Annotated in this window: 16 protein-coding genes, 1 tRNA gene and 1 pseudogene; 8 read left to right on the forward strand and 10 right to left on the reverse strand. The window is 65.1% G+C overall.

What is annotated here, in order from left to right; translation table 11 throughout:
* Positions 1-48: 48 nt before the first annotated feature.
* The gene (locus tag C1930_RS12115) at positions 49-1,737 is read left to right on the forward strand and encodes a PAS domain-containing sensor histidine kinase (RefSeq protein WP_108771843.1); all 1,689 of its coding nucleotides are present in this window, start codon (positions 49-51) and stop codon (positions 1,735-1,737) included.
* A 330-nt stretch (positions 1,738-2,067) separates the two neighbouring features.
* Here C1930_RS12115 and C1930_RS12120 read toward each other — a convergent pair whose 3' ends face one another.
* A complete protein-coding gene (locus C1930_RS12120; RefSeq protein ID WP_108771844.1) occupies positions 2,068-2,475 on the reverse strand; it encodes a hypothetical protein in 408 nt (135 codons plus the stop codon).
* A gap of 413 nt (positions 2,476-2,888) precedes the next feature.
* Positions 2,889-3,235 (reverse strand): annotated as a pseudogene (locus C1930_RS12125) (helix-turn-helix domain-containing protein).
* Between the two features lie 101 nt (positions 3,236-3,336).
* Between C1930_RS12125 and C1930_RS12130 the strand changes: the two are divergent.
* From C1930_RS12130 to C1930_RS20305, 3 genes are all read left to right on the forward strand, one after another.
* Entirely contained in the window at positions 3,337-4,326 is a 990-nt protein-coding gene (locus tag C1930_RS12130) for an MDR family oxidoreductase (protein ID WP_108756500.1), read from the forward strand.
* A 151-nt stretch (positions 4,327-4,477) separates the two neighbouring features.
* Positions 4,478-7,231, forward strand: coding sequence for a UvrD-helicase domain-containing protein (locus C1930_RS12135; protein WP_108771845.1), 2,754 nt, complete (start codon positions 4,478-4,480; stop codon positions 7,229-7,231).
* Positions 7,232-7,409: 178 nt separating this feature from the next.
* Positions 7,410-7,985, forward strand: coding sequence for a hypothetical protein (locus C1930_RS20305; protein ID WP_159093604.1), 576 nt, complete (start codon positions 7,410-7,412; stop codon positions 7,983-7,985).
* A 541-nt stretch (positions 7,986-8,526) separates the two neighbouring features.
* On the opposite strand, the gene C1930_RS20310 is transcribed toward C1930_RS20305, so the two are convergent.
* The 4 genes from C1930_RS20310 to C1930_RS12150 form a co-directional block, all read right to left on the reverse strand.
* Positions 8,527-8,817 (reverse strand): hypothetical protein, encoded by a 291-nt coding sequence (locus tag C1930_RS20310; RefSeq protein ID WP_159093605.1) that lies wholly within the window; start codon positions 8,815-8,817, stop codon positions 8,527-8,529.
* 13 nt (positions 8,818-8,830) lie between these two features.
* Entirely contained in the window at positions 8,831-9,076 is a 246-nt protein-coding gene (locus C1930_RS20315; RefSeq protein WP_159093606.1) for a sigma factor-like helix-turn-helix DNA-binding protein, read from the reverse strand.
* A gap of 324 nt (positions 9,077-9,400) precedes the next feature.
* Positions 9,401-9,490, reverse strand: a tRNA-Ser gene (locus tag C1930_RS12145).
* A gap of 102 nt (positions 9,491-9,592) precedes the next feature.
* Entirely contained in the window at positions 9,593-10,585 is a 993-nt protein-coding gene (locus C1930_RS12150) for a LysR family transcriptional regulator (RefSeq protein WP_079222336.1), read from the reverse strand.
* A 124-nt stretch (positions 10,586-10,709) separates the two neighbouring features.
* Between C1930_RS12150 and C1930_RS12155 the strand changes: the two genes are divergently transcribed.
* Entirely contained in the window at positions 10,710-11,294 is a 585-nt protein-coding gene (locus C1930_RS12155; RefSeq protein ID WP_108771847.1) for an NAD(P)H-dependent oxidoreductase, read from the forward strand.
* A 146-nt stretch (positions 11,295-11,440) separates the two neighbouring features.
* Positions 11,441-11,791, forward strand: a complete 351-nt coding sequence (locus C1930_RS12160) for a ligand-binding protein SH3 (RefSeq protein WP_108771848.1) — start codon at positions 11,441-11,443, stop codon at positions 11,789-11,791.
* A gap of 99 nt (positions 11,792-11,890) precedes the next feature.
* On the opposite strand, the gene serS is transcribed toward C1930_RS12160, so the two are convergent.
* The gene (serS, locus tag C1930_RS12165) at positions 11,891-13,171 is read right to left on the reverse strand and encodes a serine--tRNA ligase (RefSeq protein WP_108771849.1); all 1,281 of its coding nucleotides are present in this window, start codon (positions 13,169-13,171) and stop codon (positions 11,891-11,893) included.
* Between the two features lie 113 nt (positions 13,172-13,284).
* On the opposite strand from serS, the gene C1930_RS12170 reads away from it, so the two are divergent.
* Entirely contained in the window at positions 13,285-13,923 is a 639-nt protein-coding gene (locus C1930_RS12170; RefSeq protein WP_108772592.1) for an energy transducer TonB, read from the forward strand.
* 118 nt (positions 13,924-14,041) lie between these two features.
* Positions 14,042-14,602 carry an energy transducer TonB gene (locus tag C1930_RS12175; RefSeq protein WP_108771850.1) on the forward strand — a complete coding sequence of 187 codons (561 nt, stop codon included), beginning with the start codon at positions 14,042-14,044 and terminating at the stop codon, positions 14,600-14,602.
* A 205-nt stretch (positions 14,603-14,807) separates the two neighbouring features.
* Here C1930_RS12175 and aroA read toward each other — a convergent pair whose 3' ends face one another.
* The 3 genes from aroA to serC all read right to left on the reverse strand — a co-directional run bounded on the left by aroA (position 14,808) and on the right by serC (position 18,509).
* Positions 14,808-16,115 carry a 3-phosphoshikimate 1-carboxyvinyltransferase gene (gene aroA / locus C1930_RS12180; RefSeq protein ID WP_108771851.1) on the reverse strand — a complete coding sequence of 436 codons (1,308 nt, stop codon included), beginning with the start codon at positions 16,113-16,115 and terminating at the stop codon, positions 14,808-14,810.
* A 72-nt stretch (positions 16,116-16,187) separates the two neighbouring features.
* Positions 16,188-17,372: a prephenate dehydratase gene (gene pheA, locus C1930_RS12185; RefSeq protein ID WP_108756545.1), complete on the reverse strand. Its 1,185-nt coding sequence runs from the start codon at positions 17,370-17,372 to the stop codon at positions 16,188-16,190.
* Between the two features lie 51 nt (positions 17,373-17,423).
* The gene (gene serC / locus C1930_RS12190) at positions 17,424-18,509 is read right to left on the reverse strand and encodes a 3-phosphoserine/phosphohydroxythreonine transaminase (protein ID WP_108771852.1); all 1,086 of its coding nucleotides are present in this window, start codon (positions 18,507-18,509) and stop codon (positions 17,424-17,426) included.
* Between the last annotated feature and the right edge of the window lie 229 nt (positions 18,510-18,738).

Below are 18,738 nucleotides of genomic sequence, written 5' to 3' on the forward strand. Positions count from 1 at the left end.
CACACACGCCGTCGGGTACGCTGTGCCACCTTCCTGCCCTGAGCGGCCATGCACGCCTTTTCCCTTCCGGTCTCTGCGCCCGAGCAGCTGGCGTACCGTCTGCTGCAGGACAGTGACTGGGCACAGACCGCGCAGGCCGCGCAGATGCCGGCCGAACTGCGCACCGTGCTGGCCATGGTGTTCGATTCACCCGAGCCGATGTGGATTGCCTGGGGCCCGCAGGACAAGGCGTTCTTCTTCAACGATGCCTACCTGCCGCTGCTGGGCGGCAAGCTGCACGGCGCCATGGGCGCACGACTGGACGTGGTGTGGGCCGATGTCTGGGCCGACGTCAGCCAGGCCATCGACGATGCCTTCGCCGGCACCGCGCGCAGCTTCCAGAACCTGCGCCTGATGATGGACCGCGACGGCACGATGAAGGAAACCTGGTGGACCTTCTCGTATTCGCCGCTGCGGCTGGGCAACGGCGAGATCGCCGGCCTGCTGTGCGTGGTGAGCGAGCAGACCGAGCGGGTGATCGAACGCGACCTGCACAGCCGCCAGGTGGCCGCCATTACCCAGGAAGCACGCGAGGCGCACCTGGAACTGGTGCGCGCACGCGAGCAGCTGCGCCAGGCACAGAAACTGGAAGCCATGGGCCAGTTGACCGGCGGCGTGGCGCACGACTTCAACAACCTGCTGCAGGTGATCACCGGTTCGGTGGACATGCTGCTGTACGGCTGGCCCAGTGATGACCCGCGCCGGCGCTACGCCCAGGCGATCGAATCGGCGGCCGAGCGTGCGACCAAACTGACCGCCCAGTTGCTGGCGTTCTCGCGGCGGCAGAGCCTGTCGCCGGAAGTGTTCGACCTGTGCGAGAGCGTGCAGGCGCTGGCGGACATCATCACCACCGTGGTGGGCGCGCGTATCGATGTGGACCTGCACTTGCCCGACGTGCCGCTGCCGGTGCTGCTGGACCGCAACCAACTGGATACCGCGCTGATCAATATTGCGGTGAACGCGCGCGATGCGATCGAAGGCCACGGCAAGGTGACACTGGCAGTGCAACGGGTCAGCACCGTGCCATCTGTGCGCCAGTCGATTCCGCTGAAGGGCGATTTTGCGGCGATCAGCGTGACTGATTCGGGCAGTGGTATTGATCCTTCGGTGCTGGAACGCATCTTCGAACCGTTCTTCACCACCAAGGGCGTGGGCGCCGGCACCGGGCTGGGGCTGAGCCAGGTGTTCGGCTTCGTGAAGCAGTCCGAAGGCGAAGTGGACGTGCAGAGCCGGCCGGGCGCGGGCACCTGCTTCACCCTGTACCTGCCGCTGACCCAATGCACCGACAGCGTGCCGCGCCCTGCCCCGCACCCCGGCCTGGCCAGTGGCGACGGGCTGTGCGTGCTGGTGGTGGAAGACAACGTGGACGTGGCCGACTTCGCCGTGGGCGCGCTGCGCGAGCTGGACTACGGCGTGGTGCTGGCGCGAAACGCGGCCGAGGCCATGGCCGAACTGGAACATGACGCCGCGCGCTTCCAGCTGGTGTTCACCGACGTGGTGATGCCCGGCACCAACGGCCTGGAACTGGCACGCACGATCCGCGCGCAGTTCCCGAAGCTGCCGATCATCCTGACCAGCGGCTACAGCGAACTGCTGGCACGCGACCCGGGGCACGGCTTCACCCTGCTGCGAAAACCGTATTCGCTGAAGCAACTGGCCCAGGTGATGTCCGAAGCGGCGCACGGCAGCGCCCGGTAGACGCCCACCTTGGTGGGCATGGCTCTCCGCCTACCCTGCGCGGTCTCGCTTTGGTAGATGCCCACCTTGGTGGGCATTGCTCTCTGCATACCCTGCGCGGTCTCGCTTTGGTAGATGCCCACCTTGGTGGGCATGGCTCTCTGCCTACCCTTCGTGCCCACCAAGGTGGGCACCTACCGAGATGCCCGCCACCCTGCTCGGTCCCGCTTTGCCGTTCGTGCCCACCAAGGTGGGCACCTACCGAGATGCCCGCCACCCTGCTCGGTCCCGCTTTGCCGCTCGTGCCCACCAAGGTGGGCACCTACCGGGCAGGCCGCGGATCGTGGGTTGTCACGCAACCAGACACCGTTCTACCTGCAGCGACAAGGCTTCGCAGGCGTCGAACAATCCATCGACCACGGCCGCGGAGGGACAGCCCGCCGGATCATCACTTTCCCGTGCCACATGGGCGGCATGCAGCACGGCGGTCAATGCGGTAATGCCCGACGCGCAGCGTGTGGCCAGGGCCAGATCGAACGCGCGGGTGGGGGTCAGGCGATGTTCGCCCCACGGTTGGCCGTCGGCACGGAGGTTCCTGCCGTGGCCTTTCAGGTGCGCGAAGAAGGCAGACGGCGCGAGGCCGTCGGGCGAATCGCAGAGCGCGTCTTCCAGCTGTTCGGCGATGGCATTGGGCAGATCGCGCGTGGCATTCCCCAGCAGCGCATGCAGGCGGGGATAGTCGGGAAGCAGGTCGGACATGGCGGCAACCTCACGGTGTGGCCACCTGCGAAAGCAAGGTGGCGGACGGTGCGGGTTGGCGTGCCGGATACGAAGTACGAGAAGCCGGCGGATCGGAAGATCCCCACGCACCGTCCACCATGGACTGGCAAGCGGTGCATTGTCGGGACTGCACGTTGCAGTGCAAGCCCGACGCCGTGTACTTCGTAAGTTCGGGACGCCAATCCCGGCCAGGGCGGGTGCCTTGGCGTGGCGATGATTGCCGCAGTCTTTCGTGGATGAAAAGTAGGGAAATACACCGCCATGGTGTGCTCAGGGCACATGCGTCATGCGGTGACGGGCGCCCCCTTCAATGGCGCTGCCGGCCTGCAGCCTTCATCCACGCCAGCCGCAATTCAACTCGCCCCGACGGGCCAATCGCGACACCTCATGCGTCAACTGTCATCGCGCGCGCTCTGATAACCACGATAGGTTTCGCCCCACTCACGCATGGCCAGCAGCACCGGCACCAGCGTGTGGCCAAACTCGGACAGTTCGTACTCCACCTTCGGCGGCACTTCCGGATAGACATGGCGGATCACCACGCCATCGGCCTCGAGCTCGCGCAATTGGCTGGTCAACATCGATTGGGTGGCGTTGGGCACACGCCGCGTCAGTTCCATGAACCGGCGCCTGCCCTTGATCAGGTGAAACAGAATGATCGGCTTCCACACGCCCCCATCACCGAAAGCGTGACTTCCACGGCACAACCACTTTTGTTGTCCCAACGCCTGCTACGCATGAATACTCCGGAAAACCATAGTACCTACGAAAAACCATCGTTCTTGTTGCAATAACGGTGCGAGCCTAGCATGGGCGCATCCATTGACGGTGAGGCCCGCGATGACATTCAAGGCACTACTTTCCAGCAAGACCGACGACCGCGTCGTTACTGAACTGGTCGATTTTGATGAGGCCGACCTGATGGACGGCGATGTGCTGGTACAGGTCGATTATTCGACCCTGAATTACAAGGACGCGCTGGCGCTGACCAACAGCCGCCCGGTCATCCAGAAATTCCCGCTGATTCCCGGCATCGACCTGGCCGGCGTGGTGCTGGAATCCAGCAATGCCGATTTCGAGACCGGTGATCGCGTGGTACTGAACGGCTGGGACCTGAGCATGGGCCACCATGGCGGCCTGGCCCAGCGCGCCCGCGTGCGTGGTGAGTGGCTGAACAAGATTCCCGGCAACCTGACCACCCGCGATGCCATGGCCATCGGCACCGCCGGCTATACCGCCATGCTGTGCGTGCTGGCATTGGAAGATGCGGGCGTGACCCCGGACAAGGGCGATGTGCTGGTAACCGGCGCCAATGGCGGCGTCGGCTCGATTGCCGTGGCCATTCTGTCCAAGCTGGGTTACCGCGTTGTGGCCGCGACCGGCCGCCCCGAACATGCCGACTACCTGCACAGCCTGGGCGCGGCCGAGATCATCGACCGCGCGGAGCTGTCCGAGCCGCGCAAGAAGCCAATCAGCGCCGAACGCTGGGCCGGCGTGGTGGACGTGGCCGGCGGCCCCACCCTGGTCAATGCCCTGGCCGAAACCAAGTACCGCGGCGCGGTGGCCGCCTGCGGCCTGGCCCAGAGCGATGCACTGCACGGCTCGGTGCTGCCGTTCATCCTGCGCAACGTGACCCTGGCAGGCGTGGATTCGGTGAACGCACCGCAGGACGTGCGCCAGCGCGCCTGGGATCGCCTGGCCACCGATCTGGACCCGAAGAAGCTGGAAAGCACGGTGCAGCAGATCGGGCTGGCTGAAGTGCTGGATGTGTACGAGCAGATCATCCCGGGCAAGGTGCGCGGGCGGATCGTGGTGGATGTGAATGCCTGAGGGCGATCGGGCCAGCGCTGCTGCAACGCCAGCGCTGGCCCACTGCTTTGCCTGACCCGGAAACGCCGCGCACGCCATCAAGCCCCTTTATCATGGGGCTGTAAGGGCGCTTTACGCCCAGTGACGTACGCAAGGCAGTATCTGGATGTCTATGGAATGGCGCCCCTCGGGCTGGGGCCAACGTGTGACCCGCTCGCCGGACTGGCGGCTGCGGCTGGATGGCGAACAGGTCGAACTCTCGATTGGGAGCGCGCTGTACCAGCACCACGTAGATGGCGACGCGCGTGTGCGGATCATTCCGGGCCTGTTCTGGGCCCGGATCGAGCTGCAGCGCGACGACGGTGAAACGCTGTCCGTCGATGGCCTGCCCAACCGTCAGGCATCGCAGCTTTCGGCCGCCGTGCAGCAGGTCTTGCTTGCCTGCACCACCCGTGGGCGCAAGGCGCTCTTTCAAGACATCCTGACGCAGATCCAGGGCTGGCTGGCCGAGGCAGACGCCCTGACCGACCGCGGCAGCGCCGGTCGCCGCTGGATCACGCACGAACAACAGCAGGCCCTGCTGGCCGAGCGCCCTGCCCTGCCGTTGCAGCCGTCCGCGCTGAAGCGGCTGTTCCTCGACGAGGACGTGCACGACGACCTGCATTCGCCCAGCCACCGTGCCGCGCTGGACGCCCTGCACGATTGGGAACTGGACTGGCCGTCCGTCTGGGCCGAAGCCAACGCGACCATGGCAACGCGCGAGCTGGCGCTGGCCCGCGGTTTCCTGCACCGGGTCGAGAGCAAGCCACTGACCGAAGAACAGGCCCGCGCGGTCATCTGTTTCGACAATCATGTGCAGGTGGTCGCCGCAGCCGGTTCCGGCAAGACCTCGACCATGGTCGCCAAGGCCGCCTATGCCATTGATCGCGGCTTCGTTGCGCCCGAACGCATCGTGATGCTGGCCTTCAACAAAGATGCCGCCAAGGAACTGGAGGACCGCGCGCAGCGGTCGTTCGAACGGCTGGGCATGGGCGATACCGTGGTGGAAGCACGCACCTTCCACGCACTGGGCCTGTCGATCATCGCCAAGGCGACCGGACGCAAGCCCGACATTCCCGAATGGGCCATCGATGCAGCGCTGGGCTTCAACAAGCTGGCCGAGCTGGTGGATGACCTGAAGGACCGCTCGCCCCACTTCCGCACCCAGTGGGACATGTTCCGCCTGGTGTTCGGCCGCGATCTGCCGCCACTGGGCGCGCAGATGCTGGCCGATGGCTACGACCGCGATGGCACGCCCTATATCCGCACCCTGCAGGGCGAGCGGGTGAAGAGCCTGGAAGAGTGCGTGATTGCCGATTGGCTGTTCTACAACGGCGTGGCCTACGACTACGAGCGGCGCTACGAGTTCGATACCGCCACCGATACGCATCGCCAGTATCGACCAGACTTCTATTACCCGGATGCCGCGCTGTACCACGAGCACTTCGCGCTGGATGCCGACGGCCAGCCGCCGCAGCAGTTCGCCAACTACGCCGAGGGTGTGCGCTGGAAACGCGAGCAGCACGCCGCACGCGGGACCGCACTGATCGAGACCACGTCGTTCGGGCTGCGCAGTGGCGAGGCCCTGCACCACCTGTCCGAACGGCTGGGCGAATCGCGCATTGAACTGGACCCGAATCCGGACCGCGAACTGCCCGACGCCGGCGCCAAGCCCATGCCCGATGCCGATCTGATCGGCTTGATGCGCACCTTCATCGCCCATGCCAAGAGCAACTGCCTGAGCCTGGAAGACATGGCCGAGCGCCTGAGGCAGATGCCCGAAGACCAGTTCAAGGAACGCTACCGGCGCTTCCTGGAAATCGCCGGGCCCGTATTCCAGGCCTGGGATGACGCACTGGCGGACGAGCGCAGCATCGACTTCGAAGACATGTTGAACATGGCCGCCGGACTGCTGGAACAGGGCCATTATGAATCGCCCTACGAACTGGTGATGGCCGACGAGTTCCAGGATGCCTCGCGCGCCCGCGCCCGCCTGTGCCGCGCCCTGGTCAACCGCCCGGGACGCTACCTGTTTGCGGTGGGCGACGACTGGCAGTCGATCAACCGTTTCGCCGGTGCCGATGTTTCGGTGATGACCGGTTTCCGCGAATGGATGGGGCACGGCCAGGTACTGAAACTGGAGCAGACCTTCCGCTGCCCGCAGGAACTGTGCGATATCTCCAGCCGCTTCATCAGCCGCAATCCTGCGCAGATTGCCAAGACGGTTCGCTCTACCGCGCCGGCAATTGGGCCGGTGCTGCAGGCCTTCCAGATGACCCGGCGCGAAGAAGTGCAGGATGGCGTTCGCCAGTATCTGGCTACGCTGCATCAGCAACTTCTGTCCGGCGCGGTGCCTCGTGGCCGCAGCGGGCGCGTGACCGTTTTCATTCTGGGCCGGTACCGGAATGAGCGCAGCGTACTGCCGGCGGACTGGAAGGCAGCGTTCGGCAGCACGATGGACGTGGAGTTCCTGACCGCGCACCGTTCAAAGGGACGCGAGGCCGACTATGTGATTCTGCCGGGAATGGTGAACCTCGGTTTCCCCAGCCTGCGCGCGGATGACCCGGTACTTTCGCTGGCGATGCCCGAAGGCGATACCTTCCCGCTGGGCGAAGAGCGGCGGCTGTTCTATGTGGCACTGACGCGCGCTCGGCGCGGTGTTGCGATGTTCACGCTGCAGGGCAAGCGCTCGCCGTTCCTGGATGAGCTGGTGGAGAATGGCGTGGTGGAGGTTACGAGCGTGTCGGGTGTGGCGATCAATGAGGAGCGCTGCCCGGTGTGCAAGGTGGGGGTGTTCGTGGAGCGGAATGGGCCGCATGGGGCGTTCCGGTCGTGTTCGAGTTATCCGTTGTGCCATAACAAGCCGAGGCAACATCGCAGCGACTGAGGGCCATCCAGCGCACACTAGCCACAAACGCAGGCGCCAAGTATCAGCAGAGTGCGCTGGACGCGGCGGGCAAGGCCCAGTACGTAACGATCACTGTGATTGCCGTGCATCAGACGGCCTCCGCGAATTTAATCGCGATAGGACATATCATTCTGTCAATTCACACGGGATCTAAACGATGGTTGATTGGACTGGGAGCAACGCTGCTGCTTGGGCACAAGCGGTATTGTCTGGTCTCGCAATCCTTTACTCGGGTCGCCTTGCATACGGACAATCGCGATCTGCAAAGCGCGAGAAAATTGACACCTACGTTGCGCTTCTCTATGAAGCCGATGAGGCTGCCGAATGCGCCTTAGAAGTGCTGAGAGATGCTGCCAGTGAGAACGTGGAGGTCGTGGCACCGCCGATGGATTTCGCTGGATTGGAGCGATCCTTTCGTGAGGTCCCATTCAATGAAGTTCCAGATCATCGACTGGTGCGAGTTCTCAGAAGTGCAGCCTTCAGCTGCTTTCAGCTTTCTCTTCGATACGACAAAGTAGTTGACGGCACGACACGCGTTTGCACATTCCACTTTGAGCTTGCGGAAAGTGAGGCGAAAACTATACGAGCACTTCGTTTGGAGGCCGAGGCAATCAGTAATAGCTATATGTCATTGCCCGCGCGAGCCCTGTTTTTCGCTTGGAGAATGAAGAACTCCGCCATCGGCGCTCTTAGGCCGCATAGGATTGAACCTCCGAAAGATCCCGAGAGCTAAAACCAAGCACCAGCAGGCTGGCACTCTGCGCTTGGCCGCATTCTTGGTAGAGTATTACCGCACTGGAGCGAACATGCTGGGCCTGCGTGATCCGGTGGATACCACCATCACCGAGTAGTAAGGCCTCAGCGCGTTTCTGATACGCGTTTCCACGCGGGGCACCTTGGAAGGCCGAGGCTAAACATGGCGCGCATGGGACTTCGCAACAGGCTTCGCAAGATGGAAAGGCCCCGTAGGGGCCAAGCCCGAACCGGGTTCTTCGCTACAACCCCGCCCACCTTGGGGACGGCCCTGTAAGCGACGACTTTCCTGTTCGGGCTTGGGTACTGGCGAATGGGTGAAGATCCCGCCAGCCAGCCCCTAGGGGCGTTTTCTGGCCGCTTCGCCCTTGTACTTCAGCGCGACGGCGGCATGGGAAGTGGCGGCGGAACAGCAGCATCGCAACTTGCTGGCGAAGGTCCGCAGCCGAATTGGCGAACCTTCGCACCTGAATTCACGTGCCATAGTGACCTTACCAGGCCTTCGCACCGGGCTTTTTTTATCAAGCGGGATTGGGTGAGAATCCATCCGCAGCCAAAGCGTCCGAAGCAGCCTTTCGAGCTTCCTTGTGAGCTTTCGCCACGTCTAGTCCGCCGTTTTGCACGAACGTTTTGACCTTCTTATATGTGCGAAATTCTTCGATATCGATGTTACCAGCGCGCAACTGGTCGGATACCAGCATTTCGGCAGTGTGACGGTCATATTTTTTGACCAGCTGGTCAAAGTCGAAGTTTTCCTTTGCCTCGCGGCAAGTTCCCAGAACTTCGCGACCTGCATCTACTATTTTGCCCATCTTGGCTCTCCGATTAGCGGCGGTTACGGGAAATTTGAGAAACACGCGACTGAGAAATCCCCAGTCGTCGCCCCACATCCGCTTGCGACAAGCCTTCGTCGAGGAGGTACATCACTGCATCATCGCGTTGGTCGATGGTGATGGTATTCGGATCGAAGCGAGTTGTGCGCGTCAGGCCGGGCACTGGTTCTTCGTAGTGAACAGTCCGGCCATCCGTATGGCGGGCATTTACTTGAACGATGCCAGTTCGTTTGTTCACCCGAACGTCGAAGGAATCAACATTGGGATCATTGACCAGCTGCTGTGAAATTTCCCCGACGGAACTATGGCGGGGCACTGGTTGTGGTGGGATAGGGGCAAGTGGCCGAGCCACTTCGATACTCCTGAGGGAACGTGGGAGCATCGTAACAGATACCTAATCAAACTACTACCATTTTTAGTAGTTATGACCAGCATAGCAGCGCCTTCCAGCTTCGATCGCATCTAGCGACAAAAAGAAAGCCAACAATCGGCGTTTCGTTGTGGGCTCTTATGTAGGTTAAAACCAAAAGTCTTATTTAAGATATTGGTTTTACTGCTTATTTGGCGGAGAGAGTGGGATTCGAACCCACGGAAGGTTTAACCCTTCGCCGGTTTTCAAGACCGGTGCCTTAAACCGCTCGGCCATCTCTCCGTATCGGCCCAGCCTGCTGGCCGGGCACGCATTCTCGCACGGCCGGGCGATTTGCCCAAGACCGGCGTAACGCCGGGCGTGACCCGGCGCTATCGGCAGGCTTCAGCCCGCATCCACGGCCAAGGCGCCCAGGGCGCTGGCCTTGATCTTCTCCTTGGCCTTCTCGCACGCGCCACCGCAGTCCAGGCGCGAGGCCTCCAGCTGCGGCGGCAGGTGTTCGGCCAGGAAGTCGATGAACACGCGCACCGCCGGCAACAGGCCACGGCGCGAGGCGAACACGGCATGGCACACGCCCTGCGGCAGCGACCAGTCCGGCAGCACCACTTCCAGCTCACCGTTGCGCACGGCTTCGGCGCACACGGTCTCCGGCAGCATGGTGATGCCGAAACCGTCCTTCACCATGCTCTGCAGCAGCGGGAAGTCGAAGCCGGCCACACGCGGCTGCAGGTCCACGCGGCGCACTTCGCCTTCCGGGCCATGCAGTTCCCAGCGCTGGCGCGCCTCGTCTTCGCTGATGCTGAGGGTGACGTGCTGGGTCAGCTCTTCCGGGTCCTTCGGTCGGCCGGCGCGGTCCAGGTACTTCGGGCTGGCCACCAGCAGTTCCTGCACCTGGCCGAAGCTGCGCATGACCAGGCTGCCGTCGTCGTCCAGGCGCGAACGCACGCGCAGGGCCACGTCGTAGCCTTCATTGATGATGTCCACGCGGCGGTTGCTGATGTTCAGCTGCAGGCGCACCTTCGGGTACTGCTCCAGGAACTTGGGCAGCAGCTTGGGCAGCTGCATCTGCGCCAACGAGACGGGCACGCTGGCGCGCACCACGCCGCGCGGCTCGGCGCTCAGGCGGTCCACCACTTCGCGCGCGGCCTGGGCCTCAGCCAGCATGGTCTGCGCATGGCGATGCACGCTGGTGCCGACGTCGGTGACGGCGAAGCGGCGCGTGGAACGCTGCAACAGGCGCACGCCCAGGTCGGTTTCCAGCTGGCTGATACGGCGGCTCAGGCGCGATTTGGGGATACCCAGGGCGCGCTCGGCGGCGGCGAAACCGCCATGGTCCACGACCATGGCGAAGTAGTACAGGTCATTCAGGTCATGCATACCCGAGTTCCATATCTAGAACAATTCGTGGCATTGAACCACCTTTATCCCGCCCATGCAACAACCTATCGTTCTCTCCGTCGGCGGCGAACCCGCCCCTCCTTCCCGAACATAGGTGACTGCCATGAAGCTTCTGCATCTCGACGCCAGCGTGCTTGGCGACAACTCCGTCTCGCGTCAGCTGACTGCGGCGGTGGTCGCCCAGTTCAAGGACCAGATCGACGGCCTGCAGGTCGATTATCGCGATCTGGACGCCAACCCGGTACCCCATCTGCGCAGCGGTTCGCTGGCCGGCGCCGATGCCGCCGAGGCGGCCGATGCTGAACAGGTGATGCAGCAGTTCCTGGCCGCCGACATCCTTGTCATCGGCGCGCCGATGTACAACTTCAGCATTCCGTCCACGCTGAAGGCCTGGATTGACCGCGTGGCCGTGGCCGGCCGCACCTTCAAGTACACCGAGAACGGCCCGGTGGGCCTGGCCGGCGGCAAGCGTGTGATCGTGGTGAGCGCCCGCGGCGGCATCTACACCGATTCGCCGGCCGACTTCCAGGAGCCCTTCCTGCGCCAGGTGTTCGCCTTCATGGGCATCGACAACGTGGAATTCGTGCGCGCCGAAGGCATTGCCTATTCGCCGAAGCACCGCGAAGACGCCATTGCCGGCGCGCTGTCGGCCCTGCCGTCGCACGCTGGCGAAGAAGTGGCCGCGTAAGTACTGCGTTCCAGCGATCGGCGCCCTCCCCCTCCTCGTCGGGGGCGCTGATTGCGGGCCGGGAGCCCCTCCCCCATCCCGGCCCACCCTGACGGCTCCGCATTGCGGGGCCGTTTTTTGTTGTGTGGAGCCGGTAGGCTGGGGGTATGGACTACATCGTGACCACTGCGCACCGCAGCGAATTTCCGCAACCGATCACCCTGCGCCGTGGGCAGGCGCTGGTGGTGGGTGAACGTTATGAAGGCCCTGAGGGCTGGGAAGACTGGTTTCTATGCCAGGCCGAGGGGCAGGAACCGGGCTTCGTGCCGGCGCCGGTGATCGGGCGCGATGCGCACGGTGGCGCATTTGCCACGCAGGATTACTGCGCGCGGGAGCTGGATGTGGACCCGGGCCAACGATTGCGCGGGCTGCGCACGCTGAATGGATGGGCGTGGTGTGTGCCAGAGCACGGCGAGCCCGGTTGGGTGCCGTTGGAGAAGGTGCGGGTGGTGGGGTGATCGCGGGGGTTCATCCACGCATAGCGTGGACGCGGTAGATCCACGCCATGCGTGGATGCCCCACCCAAAAGCGCCGGGCATGGCCCGGCGCTACCGGGCTCAGCCGATGGTTTCGATACCGCCCATGTACGGGCGCAGCACGTCAGGCACGGTGATAGTGCCGTCGGCGTTCTGGTAGTTCTCCATCACCGCGATCATGGCGCGGCCCACGGCCACGCCCGAGCCGTTCAGGGTGTGCACCAGCTCCGGCTTGCCGGTGGCCGGGTTGCGCCAGCGGGCCTGCATGCGGCGCGCCTGGAAATCGCCCGTGTTCGAGCACGAGCTGATTTCGCGGTAGGTGTTCTGCGACGGCAGCCAGACTTCCAGATCGTAGGTCTTGATGGCCGAGAAGCCCATGTCGCCGGTGCACAGCAGCACCTTCCGGTACGGCAGGCCCAGCTTTTCCAGCACCACTTCGGCGCAACGGGTCATGCGCTGGTGCTCGGCGTCGCTGTCTTCCGGGCGGCAGATCGAGACCAGTTCCACCTTCTCGAACTGGTGCTGGCGGATCATGCCGCGCACGTCGCGGCCACCACTGCCGGCTTCGGCGCGGAAGCACATGGAATGGGCGGTCACGCGCAGCGGCAGGCGCTCGGCGTCGACAATCTCGTCGCGCACCAGGTTGGTCAGCGGCACTTCCGAGGTCGGGATCAGGTAGCGCGTGGAATCGCCCACGGCGGTCTTGAACAGGTCGTCCTCGAACTTCGGCAGCTGGCCGGTGCCACGCAGCGAATCGGCGTTGACCAGCAGCGGCACGTTGGTTTCTTCGTAGCCGTGCTCACCGGCGTGCAGGTCCAGCATGAACTGGGCCAGGGCACGGTGCAGGCGGGCGACCTGGCCGCGCAGCACGGTGAAGCGCGAGCCGGACAGCTTGGCCGCGGTTTCCGCGTCCAGGCCGGCATTGCGCGCGCCCAGTTCAACGTGGTCGAGCACCGGGAAATCGAAGCTGCGCGGAGTGCCCCAGCGCGCCTGTTCGACGTTGTCGTTCTCGTCCGCGCCGGCCGGCACATCGTCGGCCGGCAGGTTCGGGATGCCGGCGGCGATGGTGTCGATCTTCTCGCGCAGCGCGTCCAGTGCCACTTCCGAGGCCTTCAGCTCGTCGGCGAACGCGGCCACTTCAGCCATGATGGCCGAGACGTCCTCGCCCTTGGCCTTGGCCTGGCCGATGGCCTTGGAACGGCTGTTGCGCAGGCTCTGCAGTTCCTGGGTACGCACCTGGATACGCTTGCGATCAGCCTCCAGGGACTCCAGGGCAGACACGTCGAGCTCGAAGCCGCGGCTGGTGCGCAGGCGTTCGGCGAGGTCGGCGGGCTGGTGGCGGAGCAGGGCTGGATCAAGCATGGCAGGTGTCGTGGTGGGTAACAGGGACGGGATTATCGCCTGTTATACGGATTTCTGCCGCCCGGTTCATTCCGGGCGTGGCAGAATCGGGGTACTTCACGCTGGTCTGGTCCATGTCTGCACCCCGCTCGTCCTCTGCCAAGTCGTTCACTGTGCACATTCCGCGCAACGCCCTGAAGATCGCCGGCATCGCCTTCGGCGTGGGCATCGCGCTGTTCGTGGTGGTCTGGCTGACCGGCCGCGACAAGGAATTCTTCCGCGCCGACCCGGCCACGGCCACCCCGCAGGAAACGGCGCAGATCGAGCCGCTGCCCGAGCCGTTGCCGGCCGCGGCGGGCTCCAGCGAAATGCCCGATGCCAAGCCGGCGCCGCTGCCCGAGGACGAGGCGCCGAAGCTGGTGGAAACCGCCCCGCCGCCGCCGGCCGCAGTGGACCCGGCCGCCCCTGCGCCGGGCACGGCCGCGCCGGCTGCAGCCACCTCGCAACCGATGCCGATTGCCGAGCAGTCGCCCGCGCCCAGCTACCCGCCCGCCGCCCTGCGCCGTGGCGAGGCCGGCAGCGTGGTGGTACGCGTGGACGTAGATGCCACCGGCTACCCGAACAACGTAACGGTGATCCAGCGCAGCGGTTCGCGTGACCTGGACCGTGCGGCCACCGACGCCGTGCGCCGCTGGCGTTTCACCCCCGCGCAGAGCAATGGCCAGGCCGTGCCGGGCAGCATTGAAGTGCCGTTCGACTTCAAGCCGCAGTAACTGAACGGTGCCCGGCAGGCAACCTGAACCCTGCCGGTTGCGTTGACGCAACGCTGACACATTGCCACTGCTGCCCGGTCCAGACTCGGGGCGTCGTTACAGACGCGAGGAGCAAGCAATGACGGCTACTACCCACGAAAACCTTCATTCGCCCCAGCTGCAGCAGGACGTGCCGCACCGGCCGACCTCGCCGTGGCTGTGGATGGCGCTGATCGTGGCAATGTTCGCGGCGGCCTTCGTCTGGCTGCGCTTTGCCAACCAGGAAGATGTGGCGCCGGCCCCGGTGGGCGAGCGCATGCTGCCGGCCACCGAGACCCCGGTCGCAACCACAGCGCCGGCGGCCCGCACCGCGGCACCGGCCAACGCCACCCGACGCAGCGCTCCGGCCGTGAGCAACCGTGAGGCGCGCCCGCTGGCCAGCAATGCCAAGCCGACCTATCCCGCTGCGGCGCTGCGTAGCGGCGTGCAGGGCAGCGTGGTGGCCAGCCTTAACGTGGATACCCGCGGCAACGTCACCCAGGCCAGCATCGTGTCGCGCAGCGGCGAACGCAGCCGCGACCTGGATCGCGCCGTCATCAATACCGTGCAGGGCTGGAAGTTCCAGCCGGCGATGCATGAGGGGCGCGCCGTGGCCAGTGTGGTGCGCGTGCCGGTGGATTTCCGTACCGAACAGCGTTGATCGCGGACGAGGGGTTCGTGATGTGGCGGAGGCTTCGGCCTCCGCCTTTTTTTGCCCGGGATTGCCTGTTCGCCGGGCATGGCCCGGCGCTACCGGACGCGGGCGCTGATGGATTCCGCCGGGCATGGCCCGGCGCTACCTGGGTGCGGGTGCTGATGCGCTACACCGGGCATGGCCCGGCGAGCGCAGCGGTATCGCGCCGAGGTCAGGCCAGGTTGAAGCCTGCGCTGCGGGCCAGGCCGTCGAAATCCGGGAACGAAGTGGCGACGTTGGCGATGTCGTTGATGCGCACCTCGCCGCTGCTGATCTGCCCGGCAATGGCAAACGCCATGGCAATGCGATGGTCGCCGTGGCTTTCGATGGTGCCGCTGCCCAGGGTCACACCACCATGCAGGGTGGCGCCGTCTTCGGTTTCGTCCACCTGCATACCCAGCGCGCGCAGGCCGGTGGCCATGGCGGCAAGACGGTCCGATTCCTTCACCCGCAGTTCGGCCGCGCCGGTCACCACGGTCTGGCCTTCGGCGGCCGCGGCGGCAACGAACAGCGCCGGGAACTCATCGATCATGTCCGGCACCAGTTCCTCGGGAATGCGCGCGGCCTTCAGCGGGGCATGGCGCACGACCAGGTCGGCCACCGCTTCCCCGCCCTGCTCGGCCGGGTTTTCTTCGGTGATATCCGCGCCCATCAGGCGCAGTGCGTGCAGCAGACCGGTGCGGCGCGGGTTCAGGCCCACCTGCTTCAAACGGATGTGCGAGCCGGGAATGATGCTGGCAGCGACCAGGAAGAATGCGGCCGAGGAGAAATCAGCCGGCACCACGATATCGGTGGCGCGCAGGCGCTGGCCGCCGCGCAGGCGGGCCTTGCCCGGCGAGAATTCAATGTCCACGCCGAACGCTGACAGCATGCGCTCGGTGTAATCGCGGGTCGGGTGCGGTTCGACCACGCTGGTTTCGCCCTGCGCATACAGGCCAGCCAGCAGGACCGCCGATTTGACCTGCGCGCTGGCCACCGGCGAGGCGAAGTCGATGCCGTGCAGCGCCTGGCCACCGTGCACGTGCAGCGGCGGGGTGCCATCGTCCTGCGTGTCGATCTTCGCGCCCATCTGCGACAGCGGACCGGTCACCCGGCGCATCGGTCGGCCCGACAGCGATTCATCACCCACCAGCGTGCAGCCGAACGCCTGGCCGGCCAGCAGACCGGCCAGCAGGCGCATGCCGGTGCCGGCGTTGCCACAGTCCAGCGGCGCGCTGGGCGCCTGCAGACCGTCGATGCCAACGCCATGCACGATGCGCTGCGAGGCGCTGGGGGTTTCGATGCGCACGCCCAGCTGGCTGAAGATGCGCGCGGTGGCGCGGGTGTCTTCGCCTTCCAGGAAGCCGTCGATCTGCGAGGTGCCATCGGCCAGCGCGGCGAACATCACCGAGCGGTGCGACACCGACTTGTCGCCGGGAATGGTCAGGCTGCCCTGCAGGGGCTGGCCCTTGCGGGCAATCCAGTGTTGCGCGTTGCTCATCGTTCGATCGTTCCGTAAACGCCGGCGGGCCGGCGGTGCTTCAAGGGGCGCGGCACATGGCCGCCACAGCAATCAGGGCACGGCCACCGGGTAGGAACCCAGCACCTTGATCTGCGCCGAGTGCGCTTCCAGTTCGGCCAGCGCGGCCTGCATGGGGGCATCGTCGATATGGCCGGCCAGATCGATGAAGAAGCCGTATTCCCACTTGCCGTGGTGCGACGGGCGCGATTCGATGCGGTTCATGCTGATGCCGTGGCGGGCGAACGGGCTGAGCACATCGAACAGCGCGCCGGGCTTGTCATGGATGAACACCAGCACCGAGGTGCGGTCGTGGCCGGAGGTCGGGAAGATGTTGCGGCCCACCACCAGGAAACGGGTGGTGTTGTCGGCATCGTTCTGGATCGGCTTGGTCACGACCTTCTTCAGGCCGTACACGTGGCCGGCGCTTTCACCACCGATGGCCGCGGCATCGTCGGCGTTACGCGCACGGCGCGCGCCTTCGGCGTTGCTGGACACGGGGATCTTCTCAGCCTTCGGCAGGTTGGCACGCATCCAGGCCGAGGTCTGCATGAAGGACTGCGGGTGGCCGTAGATGCGCTCGATATCTTCGATGCGCCCGCTGCGTGACATCAGGTACTGATGCACACGCAGTTCCACTTCGCCGCAGATCTTCAGGTTGGAGGTCAGGAACATGTCCAGAGTGATCTGGATGGTGCCCTGCCCCGAATTTTCCACCGGCACCACGCCGAAATCGGCGTTGCCCGCTTCCACTTCCTGGAACACTTCTTCGATGCTGGCCATCGGCAGGCCCAGTGCCGAGCGGCCGAAGTGCTTGAGCACAGCCTGCTGGCTGAAGGTGCCTTCCGGGCCGAGGTAACCGATCTTCAGCGGTTCCTGCTGGGCCAGACAGGCCGACATGATTTCGCGGAACACGTGCACCAGCAGTTCGTCGCTGAGCGGGCCTTCGTTGCGGTCCACCACCATGCGCAGCACCTGGGCTTCGCGCTCGGGGCGGTAGTAATCGACGGCGGCGGCCAGCTTGCCCTTGGCCTTGCCCACCTGGTGCGCGAACTGAGCGCGTTCGGCGATCAGGCCCTGGATGTCACGGTCGATCTGGTCGATCTTGGCGCGCACGTCGGCCAGCGCCAGCGGTGCCAGCGTGGGGGCCGCGGTGGCGGTCTTCTTGCCCTTGGGGGCCGCGCTGCCCTTGGCCGTTTCAGCCTTGGCGGGCGCCTTCTTGGCGGGTTTGCTTGCCATTGGAATTCCTTGTTGCAGGGCACGCACCGGACGGTGCGCGCCGTTCAGTGCTCAACCGTGACGCTGCTGGAAATCGGCCATGAAGGCGACCAGCGCCTCGGCCCCGGCCAGCGGCATGGCGTTGTACAGCGAAGCGCGGATGCCGCCCACCACCTTGTGGCCCTTCAGCGCCAGCAGGCCAGCGGTCTTGGCCTCGGCCACGAAGCGCGCGTCCAGGTCGGTGCTGGGCAGGAAGAACGGGATGTTCATCCGCGAGCGCGCCGAGGGCGCCACTTCATTGCGATAGAAGCCGCCGGAAGCATCGATGGCGCCGTACACCAGCGCGGCCTTGGCGGCATTGCGCTTGGCGAATTCGACCACGCCACCTTCGGCCAGCATCCACTTGAACACCAGGCCGGCCAGGTACCAGTTCCAGGTGGGCGGGGTGTTGAGCATGGAATCGCGCGCGACGTGCGAGCGGTAATCGAAGATGTCTGCACGCGGCTGGCCGGCGCGCTCCAGCAGGTCGCGGCGGATGATCATCACCGCAATGCCGACCGGGCCCAGATTCTTCTGCGCACCGGCATAGATGATGCCGTAGCGGCGCACATCCAGCGGTTCGCTGGCGATGGACGAGCTGAAATCGGCCACCAGCGGCACAGTACCGGTATCGGGCACATCACGGAATTCGACGCCGTGGATGGTCTCATTGGCGGTGATGTGCACGTAGGCGGCATCGGCCGAGAGCTGCCAGCCCTCGCGCGCGGGCAGTTCGCGATAGCCGTTGGCTTCGCTGCTGGCGGCGATGTTCACATCCACATAGGGGCCGGCCTGTTTGACCGCTGTCTTTCCCCAATGGCCGCTTACGACATAGTCGGCGCGCTGGCCGGGCTGGGCGAAGTTGAGCGGGATGAGCGCCTGCTGGGTGGTGGCACCCCCGGGCAGGAACAGCACCGCGTAGTCGTCGGGGATATCGAGCAGGCGGCGCAGGTCGGCCTCGGCCTCGGCAGCCACGGACATGAATTCCGGGCCGCGATGGCTCATTTCCACGATCGAGGCGCCGGCACCGTGCCAGTCCAGCATTTCCGCCTGCGCCTGGCGCAGGACCGATTCCGGCAAGGTTGCAGGGCCGGCACTGAAGTTGAACGCGCGCGTCATGTCACACCTGTGGGGCAAGACCCGTAGTATGCCGCAGCGCACCAGCGTTGCGGCCTTGTCGCGCAAGGGAAATTTGGTTGCATTCGTATCCAATTGCCGGCGGGGCAATGTGCCAACCAAGGTTGGCACCTACCGAAGCGGGGGCGTGCCCTGCTTTGGTAGCCGCCGACCTTGGTCGGCGTACGCCGTCAGGGGTCATGCGGCCGGGACATCGTGCCAACCAAGGTTG

It is taken from the genome of Stenotrophomonas sp. SAU14A_NAIMI4_8, from assembly GCF_003086695.1.
Taxonomy (GTDB): Bacteria; Pseudomonadota; Gammaproteobacteria; order Xanthomonadales; family Xanthomonadaceae; genus Stenotrophomonas.